The 20,138-nt window shown below is 60.3% G+C and carries 21 protein-coding genes; 6 read left to right on the top strand and 15 right to left on the bottom strand.

Annotated elements, in window-relative coordinates; genetic code table 11:
- Positions 1-133 precede the first annotated feature (133 nt).
- A complete protein-coding gene (locus JOE65_RS05135; RefSeq protein WP_205164028.1) occupies positions 134-1,270 on the top strand; it encodes an amidohydrolase family protein in 1,137 nt (378 codons plus the stop codon).
- Entirely contained in the window at positions 1,242-1,649 is a 408-nt protein-coding gene (locus JOE65_RS15440; RefSeq protein ID WP_205162214.1) for an amidohydrolase family protein, read from the top strand. The genes JOE65_RS05135 and JOE65_RS15440 overlap by 29 nt, the downstream gene beginning before the upstream one ends.
- Positions 1,650-1,654: 5 nt before the next feature.
- On the opposite strand, the gene JOE65_RS05125 is transcribed toward JOE65_RS15440, so the two are convergent.
- The 4 genes from JOE65_RS05125 to JOE65_RS05110 all read right to left on the bottom strand — a co-directional run bounded on the left by JOE65_RS05125 (position 1,655) and on the right by JOE65_RS05110 (position 4,472).
- The gene (locus JOE65_RS05125) at positions 1,655-2,293 is read right to left on the bottom strand and encodes an SDR family NAD(P)-dependent oxidoreductase (protein ID WP_205162213.1); all 639 of its coding nucleotides are present in this window, start codon (positions 2,291-2,293) and stop codon (positions 1,655-1,657) included.
- Positions 2,294-2,455: 162 nt separating this feature from the next.
- Positions 2,456-3,094: an HD domain-containing protein gene (locus JOE65_RS05120; RefSeq protein WP_205162212.1), complete on the bottom strand. Its 639-nt coding sequence runs from the start codon at positions 3,092-3,094 to the stop codon at positions 2,456-2,458.
- Positions 3,095-3,142: 48 nt separating this feature from the next.
- Positions 3,143-3,601, bottom strand: a complete 459-nt coding sequence (locus JOE65_RS05115) for a carboxymuconolactone decarboxylase family protein (RefSeq protein ID WP_205162211.1) — start codon at positions 3,599-3,601, stop codon at positions 3,143-3,145.
- A gap of 67 nt (positions 3,602-3,668) precedes the next feature.
- Positions 3,669-4,472: an isocitrate lyase/PEP mutase family protein gene (locus JOE65_RS05110; protein WP_275587590.1), complete on the bottom strand. Its 804-nt coding sequence runs from the start codon at positions 4,470-4,472 to the stop codon at positions 3,669-3,671.
- A gap of 91 nt (positions 4,473-4,563) precedes the next feature.
- Between JOE65_RS05110 and JOE65_RS05105 the strand changes: the two genes are divergently transcribed.
- Positions 4,564-4,911, top strand: coding sequence for a carboxymuconolactone decarboxylase family protein (locus JOE65_RS05105; protein ID WP_205162209.1), 348 nt, complete (start codon positions 4,564-4,566; stop codon positions 4,909-4,911).
- 13 nt (positions 4,912-4,924) lie between these two features.
- Here JOE65_RS05105 and JOE65_RS05100 read toward each other — a convergent pair whose 3' ends face one another.
- Positions 4,925-5,704: a succinate dehydrogenase iron-sulfur subunit gene (locus JOE65_RS05100; protein ID WP_205162208.1), complete on the bottom strand. Its 780-nt coding sequence runs from the start codon at positions 5,702-5,704 to the stop codon at positions 4,925-4,927.
- Positions 5,705-5,762: 58 nt separating this feature from the next.
- Positions 5,763-6,083 carry a putative quinol monooxygenase gene (locus JOE65_RS05095; RefSeq protein WP_205162207.1) on the bottom strand — a complete coding sequence of 107 codons (321 nt, stop codon included), beginning with the start codon at positions 6,081-6,083 and terminating at the stop codon, positions 5,763-5,765.
- 121 nt (positions 6,084-6,204) lie between these two features.
- On the opposite strand from JOE65_RS05095, the gene JOE65_RS05090 reads away from it, so the two are divergent.
- Positions 6,205-7,272: an alkene reductase gene (locus tag JOE65_RS05090; RefSeq protein WP_205162206.1), complete on the top strand. Its 1,068-nt coding sequence runs from the start codon at positions 6,205-6,207 to the stop codon at positions 7,270-7,272.
- A 102-nt stretch (positions 7,273-7,374) separates the two neighbouring features.
- Positions 7,375-9,675: an FdhF/YdeP family oxidoreductase gene (locus JOE65_RS05085; protein ID WP_205162205.1), complete on the top strand. Its 2,301-nt coding sequence runs from the start codon at positions 7,375-7,377 to the stop codon at positions 9,673-9,675.
- A gap of 33 nt (positions 9,676-9,708) precedes the next feature.
- Here JOE65_RS05085 and JOE65_RS05080 read toward each other — a convergent pair whose 3' ends face one another.
- The 4 genes from JOE65_RS05080 to JOE65_RS05065 form a co-directional block, all read right to left on the bottom strand.
- A complete protein-coding gene (locus tag JOE65_RS05080) occupies positions 9,709-10,026 on the bottom strand; it encodes a DUF6457 domain-containing protein (RefSeq protein ID WP_205162204.1) in 318 nt (105 codons plus the stop codon).
- Positions 10,027-10,097: 71 nt separating this feature from the next.
- On the bottom strand, positions 10,098-11,084 hold the full coding sequence (locus JOE65_RS05075; protein WP_205162203.1) for an LLM class flavin-dependent oxidoreductase: 987 nt from the start codon (positions 11,082-11,084) through the stop codon (positions 10,098-10,100).
- 90 nt (positions 11,085-11,174) lie between these two features.
- Positions 11,175-11,723: a DUF488 domain-containing protein gene (locus JOE65_RS05070; protein WP_205162202.1), complete on the bottom strand. Its 549-nt coding sequence runs from the start codon at positions 11,721-11,723 to the stop codon at positions 11,175-11,177.
- A gap of 87 nt (positions 11,724-11,810) precedes the next feature.
- Entirely contained in the window at positions 11,811-12,014 is a 204-nt protein-coding gene (locus JOE65_RS05065) for a cold-shock protein (protein ID WP_205162201.1), read from the bottom strand.
- A 247-nt stretch (positions 12,015-12,261) separates the two neighbouring features.
- Here JOE65_RS05065 and JOE65_RS05060 point away from each other — a divergent pair, with 247 nt between their 5' ends.
- Positions 12,262-15,531 (top strand): DEAD/DEAH box helicase, encoded by a 3,270-nt coding sequence (locus JOE65_RS05060; RefSeq protein ID WP_205162200.1) that lies wholly within the window; start codon positions 12,262-12,264, stop codon positions 15,529-15,531.
- A gap of 20 nt (positions 15,532-15,551) precedes the next feature.
- Here the strand turns inward: JOE65_RS05060 and JOE65_RS05055 are convergent, their stop codons facing one another.
- The 5 genes from JOE65_RS05055 to JOE65_RS05035 form a co-directional block, all read right to left on the bottom strand.
- A complete protein-coding gene (locus JOE65_RS05055; protein ID WP_205162199.1) occupies positions 15,552-16,310 on the bottom strand; it encodes an SDR family NAD(P)-dependent oxidoreductase in 759 nt (252 codons plus the stop codon).
- Between the two features lie 96 nt (positions 16,311-16,406).
- Positions 16,407-17,318, bottom strand: coding sequence for a glycine betaine ABC transporter substrate-binding protein (locus JOE65_RS05050; RefSeq protein WP_205162198.1), 912 nt, complete (start codon positions 17,316-17,318; stop codon positions 16,407-16,409).
- Positions 17,319-17,362: 44 nt separating this feature from the next.
- Positions 17,363-18,208, bottom strand: a complete 846-nt coding sequence (locus tag JOE65_RS05045; protein WP_205162197.1) for an ABC transporter permease — start codon at positions 18,206-18,208, stop codon at positions 17,363-17,365.
- Entirely contained in the window at positions 18,205-19,308 is a 1,104-nt protein-coding gene (locus JOE65_RS05040; protein WP_338021547.1) for a quaternary amine ABC transporter ATP-binding protein, read from the bottom strand. The genes JOE65_RS05045 and JOE65_RS05040 overlap by 4 nt, the downstream gene beginning before the upstream one ends.
- 283 nt (positions 19,309-19,591) lie before the next feature.
- A complete protein-coding gene (locus tag JOE65_RS05035) occupies positions 19,592-20,062 on the bottom strand; it encodes an acyl-CoA thioesterase (protein WP_205162196.1) in 471 nt (156 codons plus the stop codon).
- Between the last annotated feature and the right edge of the window lie 76 nt (positions 20,063-20,138).

Below are 20,138 nucleotides of genomic sequence, written 5' to 3'. Positions count from 1 at the left end.
GTTGCTCAGGTTATTTGAAGGCTATCGCGCAGGGCTGACAGCGAACAGGGGGCCATTGCCAATCGCGCCGACATGTATCAGTATGGTTCGCTGGTCCTCAAACCTGCGTCCTGCATGCTGAGCTTTAGAGCACATCCTCGACGTCGGCACTGCCGAGGACCTACGCGCCCACGCCACGGGGACAGTCAAGACCATAGACCTTGGCGGCGCTACCGTTATCCCCGGCCTGACCGATGCGCACTTCCACAGCGCCAACTACGCTCGCGAAATCGCTGCCCTGGATCTGCGCGGCACCACCAGCCTTGAGGACGCACTGGCCCGCGTACGCAGTTATGCCCTCGCTTTGCCCGCCACCGGGTGGGTCTTCGGAGGGCGCTGGGACTTCAACACCTGGGACGTCCCGGTATTGCCGAACCGGCAAGCACTCGATGCCGCCACCGGAGGCCGACCTGCCGCGCTGCCGAGCATCGACGGGCACACCTTCTGGGCTAACACCGCAGCCCTGGCCGCCGTCGGCATCGACGCTCAGACGCTGGAGCCCATCGGCGGGAAAATCGTCCACGACATTGATGGCCACCCAACGGGCATCCTGCGCGAGGCAGCCTGCCAACCGCTCAAAACCATCATGCACAGCAGCGAATCTGGCTCTCTGGAAAGCCTGCTGGTGGACGCCCAGCGCCGGATGCTCGCTGTCGGGCTAACCGGCGCCCACGATTTCGATGGCGCTGAATGCGAGCAGGCGTACCGCACACTGCGTGCTGGTGGAGACCAGCAGCTGCGCGTGCACAAGTCCATTCCGCAGGTGGGCCTGGAGGCTGCTATTGATGCCGGACGGACCACTGGAGATGGCGACGCCTGGCTGCGCACCGGTCCCGTCAAGCTCTTTGCTGACGGCGCGCTGGGCTCGCACAGCTGCCATATGAACCAACCATTTCACGGCAACGAGGGCAACACCGGCATCGAAGTCACCCCGTACCGCGACCTGCTGGCCCTGGTCCGGCGCGCTGCCGGGGCTGGGATCGCCGTCGCCACCCACGCCATCGGCGACCGAGCCAACCAGCTGGTGTTGGAAGCCTACGAGGACCTGATCCTGAACCGGCTCGACGACGCCGCATCGGCTGGAAAGCTACGACACCGCATCGAACACACCCAGCACCTTCGGCCGGAAGATGTGCACCGACTCGCACGCCTCGGCGTCGTGCCCTCCATGCGACCACCAGCACTGCTCCGCGGACATTGCCTTGGTCTCATCTCTGTTGGCGGGCCGTGATCTGGCCTCCTACGCTTGGCGGTCACTGATCGACGCAGGTGCTATCCCGGCTTTCGGTTCGGACGCACCTGTGGCGCCGCCAAATCCACTGCACGGGATCCATGCTGCAGTCACCCGGCAGAATCAGGATAATGAGCCCAACGGCGGCTGGCAGCCAGGTGAGCGGATAAGCGTCGGCGAGGCCATCGCGGGCTTCACCATCGGGCCAGCGCACGGCTCCGGTGAGGAAACGATCAAGGGCCGTCTGCGTCCGGGGATGCTGGCTGACTTCACCGTCCTCGGAGCCGATCCGTATCTGGTCAACCCGTCCGAGCTGCGCGACATACCGGTCTTGGCCACCGCCGTCGGCGGCACTATCCGTCATCGGAGCGAGGGGTAGGTCTCCTACGGCCCACGTTGCTCAGCCTGTTTCAGCTTGCTTTCAGGACGCCGGCTTCTCCGGGAGCTGGTCTCGACGGTCCTCGGCAATGGATGAGTGGCTGGACATTCCACCGTCCACCACCAAGCATTGCCCCGTGACATAACGGGATTCATCGGATGCGAGATACAGCATCGCCTGCGCAATATCCTCGGCTGCCCCAATGAATGGCAGTGCGTTATGGCCACGTACTGTGTCAGCCGGATCACTGCTGCCTTGGCCGTACCGTAGGCCACCTGTAGGAAGTCCTCGGAAAGCCCGCCAACGGACGCGGTATTGATGATCGACCCGCCACCGGCAGCGATGAGGTGCGGAAGTGCGGCCCGTGAGCCGACTACGGTACTGCGCACGTTCAGGCGCATGGTTCTGTCGAACTCATCCATGTCCAGGCGCAGCAGGTCCAGGTCCTTGCGGGGGTTACTGCCACCAACGTGGTTGCACATGATGTGCAGTGCGCCGTACTTATCCACCGCTGCCTCCACGAGGGCGATGATTGAGGCCTCGTCCATAGCATCGACGGCCAGCCCCATAGCCCTTCCTCCGGCAGCCGTGATTTCCGTCGCTGCAGACTCGGCCTGCTCCTGCTTCAGGTCTCCGATCACCACCGCCGCCCCTCCGCGGCGAACAACTTGGCCGCGGCAAGTCCAATGCCGCTGGTACCTCCGGTAATGACTGCAACTTTGCCGTGGATCCGATTCATGACTAACTCCTCACGCTTCGCTGGACTGATCCATCCGGAGTAGTCCGCCCTCCACGAACCCGGGGTGCTACTCGGCCCAGTCAGAGTTCTGGATGAGGTCGACGAAGTTCGTGCGCTGGAAGCCAGGGCAGAAGGCATCGAGCACATCTGCGTTGACGTTGCCGAACGTGGTCTCGGGGCGGTGCTGATTGCCGTCCGTGAAGGCAGCCAAGATGCGCTTCTTGAAGTCCGGGCGCGGGTGCACCGCAGTCACCGCGTCGAGGTCGGCCCGGTCGAGGTCCCGGTAGCCGATACCCAGTACGTCCGTTTCCACGCCGGCGGTCACCAACGCGATCTCCGGGTCCATGAATTCGGGTACGCCCGGCGTCGTGTGGAGCGCGACGGCAGTCCACACTTTCATGGCGTCGGATTCCGACAGCCCGTTCTCCAGCAGGAAGGATTTGGCGGTGTTGGCGCTATCGACCTCGAAGCGGAGGTTCTCCGTCCGGTAGGTGTCGGTCAGGCCCAGATCGTGGAAGAGCGCACCCACGTACAGTAATTCCGGGTCAAAATCGTAGCCGAGGCGCTTGCCCTGCATCGAACCGAAGAGGAACACGCGCCGCGAATGGTGGAACAGCAGGTCGTCGGTGGCTCCGCGGACCAGTTTGGTGGCGGCACGGACCAGATCAGTGTCGGGGATGGTGATGCCGGCTATTTCTTCACTCACGTTTGACTCCTTCGTTGTCCACGGCACAGACCGAGGCGTGAAGGCGCACTAGTCAGAGGGGCCGACGGGTTGCCGGTTGGTGATCCGCACTCGATTGAACGCGTTCATCACAATCGCAATCCAGGAAACCGCGGAGATCTCGGCTTCACTGAGTGTCTGAGCGACTCGCGTGTACACATCTTCGCTGATGGGGCCGTGGCTCACCAGGGTGACAGCTTCGGCCAATTCCAAGGCCGCCGACTCTCGCTCGGTGAAATACTCGGTCTCCCGCCACGAGGAGAGCACAGCGAGACGGTCGACGTCCTCGCCCGCGTCCACCGCTGCCCGGGTGTGCGTGCGCAAGCAGAAGGCGCATCCGTTCAACTGGGAGACCCGCAACCGGATCAATTCCATGAATGCGGGCCCTATGTTAACGGCAGCCGCCGCCTCTTCCACCGTTGTCGATAACGCGACCAACGAACGATTTGCTGCGGCACCCTGTTTATCGATCTGGACCCTGTTGCTCATAGTCCGAGTCTACGCATCTAACAGACGACGGCGCCTACCGGACGCTGCAGCAGTAGCGGCGTATCCGCTATTGATCGGTAAATGCCCTGGTCATTTCTCCGCGTCCCTCAGCGGCGGCATCCAGAAATTCAAAGCTGCCTGCAGCGAGCAGTTCTCTCCCAGCGCGGGCCACTGCGGCGAACGCCACCTGAGCGAACGCACCACCTACTGATAGGCGCGCTACACCGGCATCAGCTAAGTCCTGCAGCGTACCAATGCCGGGGCGTACCAAAACATTGACGGGCGCATCGACGGATGCAACCACGCTACGAATGTCTTCGATGGTGGTTAGACCCGGGGCGTAGAGAACATCGGCGCCGGCCTCCTGATACAGCTGCAGACGCGCGATGGTATCGGCTAGATCAGGTACGCCGCGGAAGAAGTTTTCGGCTCGTGCCGTCAGGACCAGCCCGCTCTCTGCGCTGTGTGCCGCTTCGGCTGCAGCCCTGACTCGCTCGGCGGCCAGGTGTCGGTCATAGAGCGGGGCACTGGCGTCGCCGGTAAAGTCTTCAATCGAACAGCCAGCCAGTGCCGTGGTGGCGGCTTGGCGGACCGCAGAATACACCGCTTCCGGGGCGATGCCGAAGCCGTTCTCCAGATCGGCAGATACGGGCAAATCGACGGCGTCGGCGATACCGGAAGCATAAGCGAGCACATCATCCTGATGAACAGAACCGTCCATTTTCCCCACCGTGGCGGCATGGCCGCTACTGGTTGTACCCAGCGCCGCGAATCCCAGGGATGCGAACAGCTTCGCTGATCCGACGTCCCAAGGGTTAGGCATTAAGAGAGGTTGACCGGTGACGTGTAGGGCAAGAAAGTTTGCCCTCATCTCTTTTATCGCATGCACACGCGGTAGCCTACACGTGGATGAGACGTCCCATCAGGGGCCGGACTGGCCCGCAAGGTAAAGGAATCACACCATGGCTGAGAATCTGTACCCGCAGGCAACACCTGAAATGGCCGCGCGCCGCAAAGAGCTCGCGCCGGAAATTCACGATGCCTTCTCCCGGTTCAGTAAGGAAGTTTTCAAGGACGGGGCTCTGGATGAGAAGACCAAACAGCTGATCGCCGTCGCTGTTGCGCATGTGACGCAATGCCCTTATTGCATTGACGGTCACACGAAATTGGCGAGTAGAAAGGGTGCTACGGATCAGGAAGTGATGGAAGCTATCTGGGTGGCAGCAGAAATGCGCGCCGGTGGAGCCTACGCGCACTCCACTTTAGCCCTGCACGCTCTCCACGAGGCAGCTCCCCAAACCGACGCTTAGCAGACTGACGGACTCACACCGTGCGGCTCAAGATGGCCTGTTTGACCTCCGATATGGCCTGCGTGATTTTGATGCCCCGCGGGCAGGCATCGGTGCAGTTGAATACTGTGCGGCATCGCCACACGCCTTCCTTGTCGTTGAGGACATCCAGTCGCATGTCACCGGCATCATCGCGTGAATCAAAAATGAAACGATGCGCATTCACAATAGCGGCAGGACCAAAATACTGTCCGTCAGTCCAGAAAACCGGACAGGCACCGGTGCAGGCGGCGCAGAGGATGCATTTGGTCGTGTCATCGAAACGTTCACGTTCCTCGACGGACTGCAGATGTTCGCGCGTCGGCTCATGGCCCTTGCTGACAAAAAACGGCATGATCTCGCGGTAAGACTGGAAGAAGGGTTCCATGTCCACAATCAAGTCCTTCTCCACGGGCAAACCTTGAAGCGGGGCGATGGTGATTGGCTTATCGAGATTGAGATCTTTGAGCAGGACCTTGCAGGCCAGCCGGTTGCGGCTATTGATGCGCATCGCATCAGAGCCGCAGACCCCATGAGCGCAGGAGCGGCGGAAAGACACCGATCCGTCCTGCTCCCATTTAACTTTATGTAGCGCATCTAGGACTCGATCGGTGCCGGACATGGTCAACTGGAAGTCTTCCCACCAGGACTCGTCGGAAACTTCCGGATTGTATCGCCTGATACGAAGAGTCACCTCGAAAGAAGGTACCTCTCCGCCGCCGACGGAATCAGGAATGTCAATCTTGGAGGCGGGCTCCTTGGTCTGGGCAGTCATCTTCCGAGTGTATGACCGTAGCTGGTCAGTCTCAATGAAACCGGGCGGTTGGGTATTTTCACTTCACCGACAGTTCGCCCATCAGGCCCCAGCCGTCGGCGTCGAGCTTTTCGCTGATGATACGCGGCGTTTCCACGAGCGCCTGCGGCATAGCCTGCATCGCTTCGCTGAAATGTTCGCTGTTCACATGCACCTCAGCGGCGTCGTCCTGAAACGCCTCCACCAGCACATATTCGTTGGGGTTCTCGACGCTGCGCGACCAGTCGAACCACAGGTTTCCCGGTTCTTGACGAGTTGCCTCCGTGAACTCCCTGGTCAGGTCCAGCCACTTCTCGGACCACTCGGGTTTGACATTGAATTTCACCACAATGAAGATCATGGCCCCATTCAATCATCGATGAAGGCCTTCGTGGGGTCCGCCGGAGACCGGAATACTGTGCCGCTCCCACCGGTTGCCACCAGTGAAAAGAGTTCCGCAGTTCGTCAAGAAGGGCACGTCCTTGAAGCTTTACTCCCCCCTGACCCTCGGTAGCCTCGAGTTGCCAAACCGGATCATCATGGCCCCACTGACCCGTTGCCGCTCCGGTGCTGATGGTGTCCCCAATCCCCTCAACGTTGAGCATTACGCACAGCGCGCATCCCTGGGGCTGCTGGTTACCGAAGGCACCTACCCCAGCAAGGCTGGGCAGGGATTCCCCGGCCAACCCGGACTGGCTACCCAGGAACAGATCGCCGGCTGGCGGAACGTCGCAGATGCCGTGCACGACGCCGGCGGCCGGGTAGTCGCGCAGGTCATGCACGCCGGGCGCGTCACCCACCAGGACACCAACGGCGGGCACCAAGTAGTTGCACCAAGCGCCATCGCCGTCGAGGGCCAAACCCGCACGTACAAGGGCAAACAGCCTTTTCCGATCCCGCACGCGCTCACCGAGGAGGAACTGCCCGGGATCATTGACGAGTTTGTACAGGGCTCAAAAAATGCTATCGAGGCAGGGCTGGACGGTGTGGAGCTCCACGGTGCCAACGGCTACCTGCTGCATGAGTTCCTCTCGGCCAGCACTAACGTGCGCGAGGACAACTATGGCGGATCGCCCCAGAACAGGGCGCGCCTTGTCATCGAGGTCGTCGAAGCCGTGGCTGCGGCCATCGGCGCCGAACGCGTGGGACTGCGTATCTCTCCGGAACACAACGTCCAAAGCACTCTGGAGCTGGACGACATCGACGTGCGGGAAACGTACGGGGCGCTGATCGACGCCGTTGCACCGCTGAACCTCGCCTACCTAAGCATTCTTTTTGAGCAGCCCTCAGCGCCCCTGGTGCAGGACCTGCGTCAACGATTCCGTGGCCCCGTCATGGTCAACAGCGGGTTCAAGGTCATTACCAACCGAGAGGAAGCATTCGCCATCCTCGATGACGGACTAGCCGACGCCGTCGTTGTAGGCCGTGCCGCCATCGCCAACCCGGATCTGGCCCGCCGCTGGCAGGAAGACCTGCCGCTGAACACACCGGATCCCTCCACTTTCTACACCCCGGGAGCCACCGGTTACACGGACTATCCGGCCCTCTAGAGGTGAAGGGGCCTCCAGCAATTCGCTGGAGGCCCCTTTCCTTCTGCGCCACGGCTGGGATACTGGTTGGAGGTCGTGACACCAGGTGAAGAAAGGTCCGCAATGACGCGTAGCAATCCCCCAGTGGAGGACGTCGACGAAAACAGTCCCGAAGTCGGCGAAGCCAAGGACTGGGCAGCCGGAGTTCCTGGCGTTGTCCACTCCATGAAGCCTGCACTCCAACAGATGGGAATCCAACGCAGCGCCAAGACCCTGCTTGCGCTGAACCAGAAAGATGGCTTCGACTGCATGAGCTGCGCGTGGCCGGATCCCGACCATCGCAAGACCTTCGAGTTCTGCGAAAACGGGGCCAAAGCTGTCACCTGGGAAGCGACGCCGGTCGTCGTCACCCGCGAGTTCTGGGCCGAACACTCCGTGAGCGACCTCCTGACCCGCAGCGAATACTGGTTGGGCATGCAGGGCCGACTCACCGAACCCGTCTACAAACCGGCAGGCGAAGACCACTACCGGCCCGTCAGCTGGGACAAAGCGTTCTCGATCATTGCGCAGAAGCTGAACAGCCTGGATTCGCCGGATCAGTCAGCCTTCTACACCAGCGGCCGCACCTCCAACGAGGCCGCCTTTGCATACCAGTTGTTCGTCCGGGCCTTCGGTACCAACAATCTGCCGGACTGCTCCAACATGTGCCACGAATCCTCCGGTTGGGCCATGGGGCAAACCATCGGCATCGGCAAGGCAACTGTTACTTACAACGACTTTGCCCAAGCCGATCTCATCATCCTCATGGGACAGAACCCCGGTACCAACCACCCCCGGATGCTCACTGCCCTTGAAGAAGCCAAGGACGCCGGCGCCGAGATTGTGGCAGTCAACCCGCTCCCTGAAGCGGGACTGAAGCGCTACAAAAATCCACAGCGCGTCAGTGGCATCGTGGGTCGGGGCACAGAAATTGCCGATCAGTTCTTGCAGATCCGGCTCAGCGGTGACATGGCGCTGCTGCAGGCCATCTCCAAACGAGTGCTCGACGCCGAGGCAGCGAATCCGGGGACCGTGCTGGACCACGAGTTCCTCAACAAACACTGCCACGGACTCGATGATCTCCGCGACCACCTGACCTACCTCGATGAAGGCGCCGTGCTGGCGGCCACGGGTCTGACCACCAGCGAAATCGACGAACTCGCAGAGCGCTACCTCCGCGCCGACAAGGTCATCATCACCTGGGCCATGGGCATCACCCAGCAGAAAAAAGGCGTGGCCACGATCAAGGAGATCATCAACCTCCTGTTGCTACGCGGCAACATTGGCAAACCCGGGGCCGGCGCCTCACCCATCCGCGGCCACAGCAACGTCCAGGGCGACCGCACCATGGGCATCTGGGAACAGATGCCGCCGTCGTTCCTCGACGCCCTTGAGCGCGAATTCGGGTTCACCCCACCGCGCGCGCACGGAGCCGACGCCGTCGAAACCATCCGCGGAATGCGCGACGGCGACATCAAGGTCTTCACCGCGCTCGGCGGGAACCTGGTAGCGGCAATCTCTGACACCGCCGCGGCTGAAGCAGCCATGAGCAGCCTCGACATGACGGTGCAGATCTCCACAAAACTCAACCGGTCACACGCCGTCGTCGGGCGCGAGGCGCTGATTCTGCCCACCATGGGACGTACCGAAATTGACCGGCAGGCCAGCGGAACGCAGTTCGTCTCGGTCGAGGACACCGTCTGCGCCGTGCATCCGTCGTGGGGCAAAGTAGAACCGGTGGCTGAGAACCTGCTCTCAGAAGTGGCGATCGTCACTCGGCTGGCGCGCGCCGTTCTGGGTCAGAAGGTCACCGTGGACTGGGCAGGCTTTGAGAACAACTACGACCTCATCCGCGAACACATCTCGCACGTGGTCGACGGCTGCGAGAACTACAACGAGAAGATCCGGCAGGAAGGCGGTTTTGTCCTGCCCAATGGGCCCCGCGACTCTCGGACCTTCAACACGCCCATAGGCAAGGCGATACTGACCGTCAATGCGCTGGAGCATGTGGAACGCCCGGCGGGCACCCTGATCCTGCAGACTCTTCGGTCGCACGACCAGTTCAACACCACCATTTATGGCCACAATGATCGGTACCGCGGCATTCGCAACGGCCGTCATGTGGTGTTCGTGAGTCCGGAGGACATCGACGAGCTCGGGCTGACAGACGGACAGCTCGTGAACGTACACGGTGAGTATCACGACGGCGCCGATCGGGTGCTGCGAGGTTACCGGTTGGTGTCCTACCCGACGCCAAAGGGCTGCGCCGCGGCGTATTATCCGGAGGCCAACGCTCTGGTGCCGCTGGACGAAGTGGCCGACGGCAGCAACACCCCGGTTTCCAAGGCAGTCATCGTGCGGCTCGAACCCGCCAACGCCGTCTGATCCGCTTGCGCTCCAGGCCGCGCCTGGACCGGGTTACTGACCGGTCTTGGCCCAACCGTTCTTATCCGGACCATCAACCACGCCCTTGGAACACACCTGCATGACGACGTCGGCTGCTGACTCAACCGCTTCCGCGGAACCTTTACGCCCACGGGTATCCTTGCTGCCGGCAGCGTAGCCAACCAGAAATGCGCTGACGACACCGGCCGACGGCGAGACGGCGTCGGCTGTTTCACGCGCCACCTGCACGATCCGCTCATGATCGACCTCCAGATCAAGGATCTGCAGGGCCTGCGTCAGCTGCCGGCTCCATTCGTTGAGGGTGCGGGTTTCGTCGCCAAGATCGGTCATCGTTACTCCTTCATCGGGTGTCTTACCTCAAGGAATAGCACTAAACCGCCCCGGGATCGAGAGGGAACGAGCTAGCGAACAAGACCGCTGACTTCGGAGAGCAGCTCAAAGGAATGAAGCCGCGCCTCCAGTGTGGACGCCTGGGTAGCAACAATGAGTTCGTCAGCGTCCGCGTGGCCGGTGAACCAGTCCAGATAGTCCCGAACTGTCTGGGGAGTTCCCACAGCCGAGAACTTCACCATCTGCATCAGGTTCTGCCCCGCAGGCGATTCGAGCAACATGTCAGTTTCCTCCGGCGTGAACGTCCGACCACGCCCGAGCATCTGCACCACGCGGCGTCGCACGGCATCATCGAAATGCTGTTGCGCTTCATCGGCAGTATCGGCCACCATAACGTTCACGCCAGCGATGACGTGCGGCTTCTCTAGCTGGTCGGAGGGTTTGAAGTCACGGCGGTAGATCCGCACTGCATCCTGAAGTGCCTGTGGCGCGAAGTGTGACGCGAACGAGTACGGCAGACCGAGTGCAGCCGCTAGTTTTGCGCCGAATAGGGAGGAGCCCAGAATGTACAGCGGAACATTGGTCCCGTAGCCAGGGGTCGCGTTGACGCCAGGAATGAGCGTATTACCGGTGAGGTACCCCTGCAGTTCCTGCACGTCCTGCGGGAAGCTCTCAGCGGACGCAGGGTCACGGCGCAGCGCCCGCATGGTGTTTTGATCACTACCCGGGGCACGTCCGAGCCCCAGATCGATCCGGTGGGGATGCAGAGTTTCCAGGGTGCCGAACTGCTCAGCGATCGTCAACGGGGAATGGTTGGGCAGCATGACGCCACCGGCACCAAGACGAATGGAGGTCGTATGAGCAGCCACATGGGCAATGAGCACGCTCGTCGCAGACGAGGCGATGGTCGGCATGTTGTGGTGCTCCGCGTACCAGATCCGCCGGTAGCCCCATTTCTCGGCCTGCTGCGCCAGCGTAACGCTGGCGGCAAAGCTCTCCGTCGCCGTTTCTCCTTCACCAATAGTTGCCAGATCAAGGATGGACAAGGGGGTGCTCATGCGCGGGGGCCTTTCACAACGGAGAATACTCTGACCCGGCAGCCTGATAGTTGCCTGGGTTCACCCATGAGAACGACGGCGGCTGCGTAGTTATTTCTCGCTCTCCTCGGCGTCCCAGAAAATGGTGCCGTTACCCCTTTGCTGAGCTCCTGCGGCTAACGGGTGCTCCGTAATCTTCCCGCCCGGCATGAGGTGACGGACGTCGATGTTGTATTTCAGGGTGAGGACATCTGAGATGATGCGGCGGTGACACCGCCACCACACCGTCTCGCTGCACATGATCGACGTCGGAGCTTCCGCTGCCGTGTCGAGAAGGACTTTGATGCCGTCCCGAAATTCACGGGTTCTGGTGTAGGCGGAGTAGGCGCGGAACGCTTCCACACGCCACCAGGAGTCTGGCTGTGGCTGCCCCGCTGGGATATGCCTGCGGCCCCCGAGGTGCTCCGCCCACTGGTACCTGATCCCAGCATCTTGAGGGATCCACTGCTCCAGTGCGTCACGTCCCATCTCTGGGTGTTTGCGGCTACCCGGATATCTGCGGACATCCACCAGTGTTTGCACTCCTGCGCCCTGGAGGAGCTGTGTGAGCTCTTCTGGGGTGTAGGTGCCGTGGCCGATGGTGAAAATTGTCATACCCATGAATCCAGTATGGTACTTAAATAAAAAGCAGGACGGGAACTGAATCCCGTCCTGCTTCTAAGGCTCTAGAGCCATCACATCAGATAATTATGCAATCTGAATGTTCGTGGCCTGAGGACCCTTGGGGCCCTGCTCGGTCTCGAAGGTGACCTTCTGGTTCTCGTCCAGTGAACGGAAGCCATTGGCGTTGATGGCGGAGTAGTGGGCGAAAACATCGGCACTTCCGTCATCGGGAGCAATGAAACCAAAGCCCTTTTCGGAGTTGAACCACTTCACGGTACCTGTTGCCATTTTTGAAACTACTTTCTGAAAAATTGTTAAGTTCCCGCACTTCGCGGAGCCTCAGTCGCGGCGTCTTTCCGCTTTTACAGAAAAGCGACTAGACCCTTAGGTTTCGCCGCTTGAAATACAAAATGCGCAACACTACAACTGGTTTTGAGTGTACACGGATCCCCCGGTCGGTGCCACCCCGGTGCCAAGTTTCATCCGTAGAGACCGAAATGAGCGGACTGTCAGAGCCCCGTGAGAGCATTTAACCATGCCTGAAACAGCCTTTCCCCTTGTCGATGTCAACGACATCGTCCGTGCTGTTGGTGGCGCTACTTTTTACCGCGGTCAGGTTTACGCAAAGGGCGGAGCCGTCGTCGAACTGGACTGGGATCTCGCCGATCAACGGCTGACCGCCAGGGTTCAGGGCAACGACGCCGTACCGTACCGCGCCAACGTGCAGCTGGCCCGCAAGGGCGGCGGAACCTATTCCATCGTGAACGGTTTGTGCACCTGTCCCATGTCCTATGACTGCAAACACGTTGCCGCCGCCGTCGTGCAAAGTAATATGACACACATCCTCCACGGCCCCCAGATGGCCCGCTCGGAAGTTTCGGCTCCCACCGGCTGGAAAGACTCCCTCAACGCGCTGCTGGGCGGACCAGTCAGCACCGCACGTGGGCCCTCCTCGCCCGTCGCGCCGCAGGTCACACCCATGGGACTACAGTTCGAGCTGCGCAGCGAAACCTCTGGGGCTGCCTGGACTGCGCATCCCGGACGCGCCACCACCGAGCGCAGGTTGGGCGTCCGCCCGGTGGTGCAGAACAAGCGCGGCAACTGGGTTATGAACAGCCTCTCGTGGAAGAACATCGGTTTCCAGACTCGAGGCCTGCTGTTGGATAAGGATCAGCACCGCTGGTTTACCCAGTTCCCGGCCCTGCACCGAGACAACGGCAGCCGGTACTTCGGGCAGAACGATTCCTGGCTCTACCTCGATCACTTCTCGAATCCGCTGTTGTGGCAGTTACTGCGGGAGGCCCAGAGGCTAGGCATCGAGCTGGTGGGCAGCAAGAAGAACGTAGAAGTGTTCGTGGGCGCTGAAGCGGCTCTCTGCCTGGACGCCACCCGCGCTGATGAGACCATAAAACTTTGTCCCATGCTGAAGATCAACGAACGCCATCACTCCGTAGACCTCGCCGGCACCATCGGGACCCATGGAGTCTATGCAAGAACTGGGGACTGTATAGCGCTCGCGCCGGTTGCCCGTGCGTTGACGGAGCAGGACAACAAGCTACTGCATCAAAAGACCCCGGTGATCATCCCGGACAACGAGTCTGGGCTCTTTCTCGAGAAGTTCTACCCTCAGCTAAGGCAGAGCATCGCCGTGATCAGCAGTGACGAATCGGTGGAACTGCCTCAGATCAAGCCGCCTACGCTGGTGGCTACGGCCACGTTTGAGCCTCAGCCTGAGCACCGTCTGCGGCTCGGCTGGGATTGGGAGTACGGCGAGGGCACGACGGCGGCCCGTCGGCCACTGCACGACGACGGCAGTGGAGCCTATCGGGACCGGACGGCGGAGGCTGCGCTTCTGGCTGTCGCAACCACAGCCGTCCAAGGGAATGTGGTTGCAGAAACCACGTTTGAGGACATGGCCGCGGCCGAGTTCACGGAGCAGTTCTTGCCTGCCATTGAGGCGGTGGATGGCGTCCGAGTGGACGTGGTCGGTGAAAAGCCGGACTACCGTGAGCTGACGGAGACCCCTGAACTGACCGTCTCCACCGTGGAATCAGATCAGCCAGATTGGTTCGATCTCGGTGTCATGGTGACCGTCTCCGGACACACCATTCCTTTTGACCACCTTTTCCGTGGTCTGGCCAAGGGCAAGAAGAAGCTGCTCATGACAGATGGCTCTTATCTATCCCTGGAACAGCCTGTTTTCGAGGAACTTCACCGTCTCATCCACGAAGCAAAGGAGTTGCAGGAGTGGGAGGCTGGCACCCGAATCAGTAAGTACAACGCCAGTCTGTGGTCCGAGTTCGAGGACCTCGCTGATGAGACCGTTGAAGCCCAGGACTGGCGTGCAACGGTCACCGGCCTGCTGCAACTCGAACAGGTCGAACCCACTCCCCTGCCCTCTGGCGTGAACGCTGAGCTGCGGCCCTATCAGCTCGAGGGCTTCAACTGGCTAGCATTCCTGTGGGAGCACAACCTTGGTGGCATCCTCGCCGATGACATGGGTTTGGGCAAAACCCTACAGACGTTGGCACTCTTCGAACATGTGCGGGTTACCTCGGGCGAACACAAAAAATTCCTCGTCGTTGCCCCCACCTCGGTGGTTCCCAACTGGGTCTCGGAAGCAGCCAAGTTCACCCCCGACCTGTCCGTCGTGGCATTGATGGACACCGAAGCCAAAGCGCGCAGGTCGCTGACTGAACAGATCGGAGAGGCCAACGTTGTCATCACCTCCTACACACTGTTCCGGCTGGACAGCAGCACATACGCGCAGCAGGGTTGGGATGGGCTGATCCTGGACGAGGCGCAGTTCGTCAAGAACCGGGCAACGCGTGCCCATCAGTGCGCCCGGGACCTCAAGGCGCCGTTCAAACTGGCCATTACTGGAACGCCCATGGAGAACAACCTCATGGAGTTGTGGAGTTTGTTGGCGATCGTGGCTCCTGGCCTTTTTCCGTCGGCCCGCAGATTCACCGAGGACTATCAACGGCCCATTGAGCGTCGCGGGAGTAATGAACTGCTGCAACGGCTCAGGCGGCGCATCTCCCCATTGATGATGCGCCGCACCAAAGAAGTAGTCGCAGCAGACCTGCCGGAAAAGCAGGAACAGGAACTCCGTGTCGAACTGGACCCCAAACACCGCAAGATCTATGACACGTTCCTGCAGCGCGAACGGCAGAAACTCATGGGTCTGCTGGAGGACTTCGACCGAAACAAGATCGCAGTCTTCCGCTCACTGACGCTGCTGCGGATGTTGAGTCTGGACGCTTCGCTGCTCGATGATAAGTATGCCTCCGTGCCATCCCGCAAGATCGAAGTTCTCTTTGAGCAGCTCGACGACGTCGTCGCAGAAGGACACCGGGCGCTTGTCTTCAGTCAATTCACGTCTTTCCTTAAGAAGATCGCGGCGCAGCTGGAAGCACGCGGAATCCCGTACTGCTACCTCGATGGCTCGACGCGGCGTCGTTCCGAGGTCATCGACCGTTTCAAGTCCGGGGACGCACCGGTGTTCCTCATCAGCCTCAAGGCGGGCGGTTTTGGTCTGAACCTGACGGAAGCGGACTACTGCTTCCTGCTGGATCCGTGGTGGAATCCGGCTACGGAAGCGCAGGCTGTGGACCGCACACACCGGATCGGGCAGACCCGCAACGTCATGGTGTACCGCATGGTCTCCGCTGGAACCATCGAGGAGAAGGTCATGGCGCTCAAGGGAAAGAAAGCGGACCTGTTTGCCTCGGTGATGAACGACGACGGCGTTTTTAGCTCCGCGATGACAGCGGAGGACATCAAGGGCCTGCTGAGTCCTTGACCGGCTGAGCCACCTGACCGTCAGCGGCCCTTCGCGGCAATGCGGGCCACGAACGATGCCGGCAACAGCTGCGCAACGAAGGCCAGCACCTTGTACCTCACGCTAGGAATCGACACCGCTTTGCCAGCAGCTGCATCGCGCAGAGCCTCGGACACCACCTGCTCAACGTTGAGCCACATCCAGGACGGCACAGTTGCCTTATCCACCTTCATTCGCTGATGAAATTCAGTGTGCACAAAGCCTGGACAGAGGGCAGTCACCGTGACACCCTTCCGGCCATACGCAATATTTGCCCAGCGGCTGAAGCTGATCATCGCGGCCTTGACGGCCCCATAAGTGCTCCGCGGAGTGAAGCCGGCAACGCTGGCCACGTTGATGATGTACCCAGTCTTCCGCGCGAGCATTCCCTGCAGCGCTGCGTGGCTGAGCGTCAGGGGTACTTCAACATGGATTTTCAGGTGATTGAGCTCATCCTGGATCGGGCTTTGGGCAAAGGCCGTGCGAAGGCCGTAACCGGCGTTGTTGATAAGCGTGGTTACTGGCGAGACCTCGTCCTGCAACCGTGCCACCACGCGAGCCACGCCGTCGTCGTCGTGCAGGTCCGCCGGAAGCACTTCAACCGTGACGCCGTAGCGGACGCGAAGGTCCGACGCCGATTGCTCCAGTCGTTCCTGGGTGCGTGCCACCAGGACAAGGTTGGAGCCGCGCGCTGCGAGCTGCGTTGCAAATTCGGCGCCTAACCCAGCGGTGGCGCCCGTGATCAAAACTGTCTCAGTCATCTTCGAAGACTTCCCTGCCGAGAGCCGAAACGCAAGTGGGCCGCCGTCGTACGCTGAGGTACGACGACGGCCCACAAGGTCATGCGGAGACGGAAATTACTTGGTCAAGCCGTCAACATAATCCTGATTCTCTGAAATCCACTTTTCAACGACGTCGTCGTAGTCCGACTTGTCCTTGTCATCGTTGAACATGGCGTTCTCCAGGGAGAAGAGCTTTTCCGAGTCCATGGTGAAGTTCGAGATCCACTCCGAGGCCTCGGGGAAGTCTTCCTTGAAGCTGGAAGAACCGTAGGAGTAAATGCTCTCCGCGTCACCGAGTGTGCCCTTGGGGTCCTTGAGGTCCTTGATGGCAAACTCGTCATAGGCCCAGTGCGGGCGCCACAGGGTGACAGCAACATTCTCGTCGGCCTCAAGCTTCGACTCCAGCTCCGCGAGCATGGCGGGAGTTGAGGAGGTGATGTAGTCCATGTCCTCGAGACCATACCCGGGGATGACCTGTTCGTTGGTAGCCTCGGTCAGCCCCGCACCTGCTTCAATCCCGATGAGACGATTATCGAACTTGTCCGCGTTGGCCGCTAGTTCATCGAGGGAGTCAATCGGGGCGTCTTCGTTGACCGCGATGGTCAAGACGGCCTCATCATTCCAGGCTCCCAGTTCAGTGACGTTGTCTTTGATGTCGTTGTCGTCCAAGTACTTTTCGTGGGTCTGGGGAAGCCAGACGTCCATCACGACGTCGTAGTCTCCGCCAGCCAGAGCGGTGAAAGCAGGGGCGGCATCGGCATACTTGAGTTCGACGTCGTAGCCTTTTTCTTCAAGGATGGACTGCCAGAGTTCTGACACGGCCTCGCCTTCCGGCCAGCCGTTGAAGACACCGATGGTCATAGCCTTGCTGGTTTCCTCGCCGCCTTCGGAGCTGCCATCTGAGTTAGAATCGGATCCGCCGCAAGCAGTCAGCGCCACGGCTGAAATCATGCTCATTGCTGCTATTGACATAAAACGCTTGTTCATGTGATTTCCTTTCGTTGGGCAGCCTCGGCCGCCGGTTCAATTGTTTAAGCTGTAGCCGTCGACACCCGTGATTTACCGATAGAGGCCGATAGACGGTCCAGGTAAATCGCCAGGATGACCACTGAAATTCCAGCCTCGAAGCCAAGGCCAGTGTCGAGGCCCTGCAATGCACCTACTACGTCACCGCCAAGGCCGCCTGCGCCCACCATGCCTGCGATGACCACCATGGACAGAGACAGCATGATGACCTGATTGATGCCCGCCATGATGGTGGGCATGGCCAGTGGAATCTGGATCTGACGGAGTACGCGCCACGGGGAAGATCCGAACGCGTGCCCAGCTTCCACCACTTCCGTGTCGACTCCGCGGATACCTAGTTCAGTGAAGCGGGCACCCGGCGCCATGGCGAAGAGAATGGTGGCAAAAATTCCTGGCACCACGCCAACGCTGAAGAGTGCAATGGCAGGAATCAGGTACACGAACGCCGGCATGGTCTGCAGGAAGTCTAGGATGGGCTTGAGGATTGCTGATGCGCGATTTGACTTTGCCGCCAGAATGCCCAGCGGAACGCTGAGCACCACGGCGATGAAGCTGGCAAATAGCACCAGTGCAAGTGACTGCATGGAGTTTTCCCACTGGTTCATGCCTAAGATCAACGCCACGCCCACAGCAGTGCCGATCGCAAACTTCCAGTTCTTGACGGCCCATCCTATAGCGATCAGTGCGAGCATGATGACGTAGAACGGCGGTGTGAGAAGAATCCACTCAAGGCCATCGTAGGAGTACTTGAAGATCAGAGAAACGATGTCAAAGAGGCCAGCGAGGTTGTCCTTGATCCAATCGATGCCAGCTTCAACCCAGTCTCCGAGGGGTATACGGAATTCGTTCATCGCGCTGCCTCCCCATCCGTGATGTCGGTGGCCTGCTCGTCTTCAACGACGGAGAGCGGGCCGTTTGCGGGAGTGTGGCTCAGCGCGGACAGGAGAGTTTCCTGCCCCAGCGAGCCCACCACATTGTCATGATCGTCAACGACGGCCAATGGCCGGTCGCTGTCCGCCGCCAACCCGAAAATCTCTGCAAGCGGAGCATCTTCGCTGACGGCGGTTGCTCCGGGCAAAGAAGCCGAGCGGACGTCATCGGGCGAACTATCCATCACAACGCCTGCGGTCAGCACACGGGTGCGATCCACATCCTGAACAAATTGCTCCACGTAGTGGCTGGCAGGGCGGGTCAGAATTTCGTCCGGAGTGCCTACTTGGACAATCCGGCCGTCATGCATCATCGCGATCCGGTCGCCGAGGAACATGGCTTCGTTGAGGTCGTGGGTGATGAAGATGATGGTCTTGCCGAGTTCCTTCTGGAGCGTGACCAGCTGCTCCTGCATTTCTCGTCGGATCAGCGGGTCCAGGGCCGAGAAAGCCTCGTCCATGAGAAGGATGTCTGTTTCCGCAGCGAGCGCCCGAGCAAGGCCCACGCGTTGCTTCATGCCTCCGGAGAGTTGCGAGGGGTACTTTTGGTCCCAACCGTCGAGACCCACGAGCTTGAGAATCTTGAGCGCACGCTCTTCGCGCTCCGTCTTTTCCACTCCTTGAACTTCCAGGGCGTAGGCGGCGTTGTTGAGCACGGTACGGTGCGGCATGAGCGCGAAGTGCTGGAAGACCATGGAGACGTTCTTTTGGCGCAGTTTTCGCAGCTCTTTGTCGGAGATACCCGTCAGTGGCGATCCCGCGACAGTCACGGAGCCCGCCGTCGCAGGCAGCAGACCGTTAAGCATGCGGATCAGGGTAGATTTTCCTGATCCGGAGAGTCCCATGACCACAAAGATTTCACCTTTGTACACCTCGAAGGAGGCGTCGATGACAGCGGCTGTCGCGGATTTGCCCAACTCATCACGACTGACTCCAGCGCTGAGTTTCTTGACGGCGTCGGCCGGTCGACGGCCAAAGATTTTGTACAGACCTTCGGCCTTGACAACAATTGATTCGTTCACTCGTACCCATCCGTGGGTCCCTGATACAACACTCTGCGTAGACCAGGAACGCGCACCATTGCTAGTCTTTGATATGCCCCGCGGCCCCCGTCGACCCTTGACAAAGGGACGATGAGTGGATGGGGCGACGAGGCACCCTCTAGTGTTCGTCGGCCAGCCTAACAAGCAGCCGTTCGCTCAGAGCATAAATAGTCCATGGGTACGCATGGTTTAACGTTTCAGCACAGCCAGCGAATGGCATATGACCCCGAGCTGACGCGGATCCAGTGAAGTTACAGCTTCGTTATGGCGCGACGGTGCCAAAAACGGAATCGGCCACCCATGGAGCAACTACCGCACGCTGTTCTGCCGTAATGCGGCAAACCCCGCCCGATTCCCCAGAGACGAAGGCCAACACCGTGGCCGCCTTGACGCAAGCCTCGCCAGTCACTCCGTCGCGCACCAGATAATTAAGCTCCAGGCTCGCAGCTTTCAAGGAACTAACCCAGGTCTCCACAAGCACTGGGATATTCCGGTACTCCAACGCTGATACGTAGCGAATGCGGTGCTCGACGACGAGCGTTTGGCCGCCGTCGCGAACCGTCGAGAACAGCGGGACGGGAGGCTCGTTACCGGGTAGGCCCGTTCCGGCCGGCTGCCCAAAAGCTCGAACCCGTGCCTCTTCTAGAATCCGAACGATCTGCACGTTGTTGATGTGCCCATAGGCGTCCATGTCACCCCAGCGCAGCGGGATGCGGCAAATAATCCGTTCCATAACTCAACTAAACCAGACTATTCGTCTGCACATGTGATGGAGATTGCACAGCTGCAACTTTGCAGTTATGCAACGG

It is taken from the genome of Arthrobacter roseus, from assembly GCF_016907875.1.
Taxonomy (GTDB): Bacteria; Actinomycetota; Actinomycetes; order Actinomycetales; family Micrococcaceae; genus Arthrobacter_J; species Arthrobacter_J roseus.
The sequence above is the reverse complement of the archived record's forward strand: the minus strand, read 5'-3'. Positions and strand labels throughout refer to the sequence as shown.

Coding starts and splice junctions, on each gene's coding strand:
- JOE65_RS05115 (WP_205162211.1), bottom strand. CDS start 3,601: ATGAGCAACAGGGTCCAGATCGATAAACAGGGTGCCGCAGCAAATCGT.
- JOE65_RS05110 (WP_275587590.1), bottom strand. CDS start 4,472: ATGAGGGCAAACTTTCTTGCCCTACACGTCACCGGTCAACCTCTCTTA.
- JOE65_RS05105 (WP_205162209.1), top strand. CDS start 4,564: ATGGCTGAGAATCTGTACCCGCAGGCAACACCTGAAATGGCCGCGCGC.
- JOE65_RS05100 (WP_205162208.1), bottom strand. CDS start 5,704: ATGACTGCCCAGACCAAGGAGCCCGCCTCCAAGATTGACATTCCTGAT.
- JOE65_RS05095 (WP_205162207.1), bottom strand. CDS start 6,083: ATGATCTTCATTGTGGTGAAATTCAATGTCAAACCCGAGTGGTCCGAG.
- JOE65_RS05085 (WP_205162205.1), top strand. CDS start 7,375: ATGACGCGTAGCAATCCCCCAGTGGAGGACGTCGACGAAAACAGTCCC.
- JOE65_RS05080 (WP_205162204.1), bottom strand. CDS start 10,026: ATGACCGATCTTGGCGACGAAACCCGCACCCTCAACGAATGGAGCCGG.
- JOE65_RS05075 (WP_205162203.1), bottom strand. CDS start 11,084: ATGAGCACCCCCTTGTCCATCCTTGATCTGGCAACTATTGGTGAAGGA.
- JOE65_RS05070 (WP_205162202.1), bottom strand. CDS start 11,723: ATGGGTATGACAATTTTCACCATCGGCCACGGCACCTACACCCCAGAA.
- JOE65_RS05065 (WP_205162201.1), bottom strand. CDS start 12,014: ATGGCAACAGGTACCGTGAAGTGGTTCAACTCCGAAAAGGGCTTTGGT.
- JOE65_RS05060 (WP_205162200.1), top strand. CDS start 12,262: ATGCCTGAAACAGCCTTTCCCCTTGTCGATGTCAACGACATCGTCCGT.
- JOE65_RS05055 (WP_205162199.1), bottom strand. CDS start 16,310: ATGACTGAGACAGTTTTGATCACGGGCGCCACCGCTGGGTTAGGCGCC.
- JOE65_RS05050 (WP_205162198.1), bottom strand. CDS start 17,318: ATGAACAAGCGTTTTATGTCAATAGCAGCAATGAGCATGATTTCAGCC.
- JOE65_RS05045 (WP_205162197.1), bottom strand. CDS start 18,208: ATGAACGAATTCCGTATACCCCTCGGAGACTGGGTTGAAGCTGGCATC.
- JOE65_RS05035 (WP_205162196.1), bottom strand. CDS start 20,062: ATGGAACGGATTATTTGCCGCATCCCGCTGCGCTGGGGTGACATGGAC.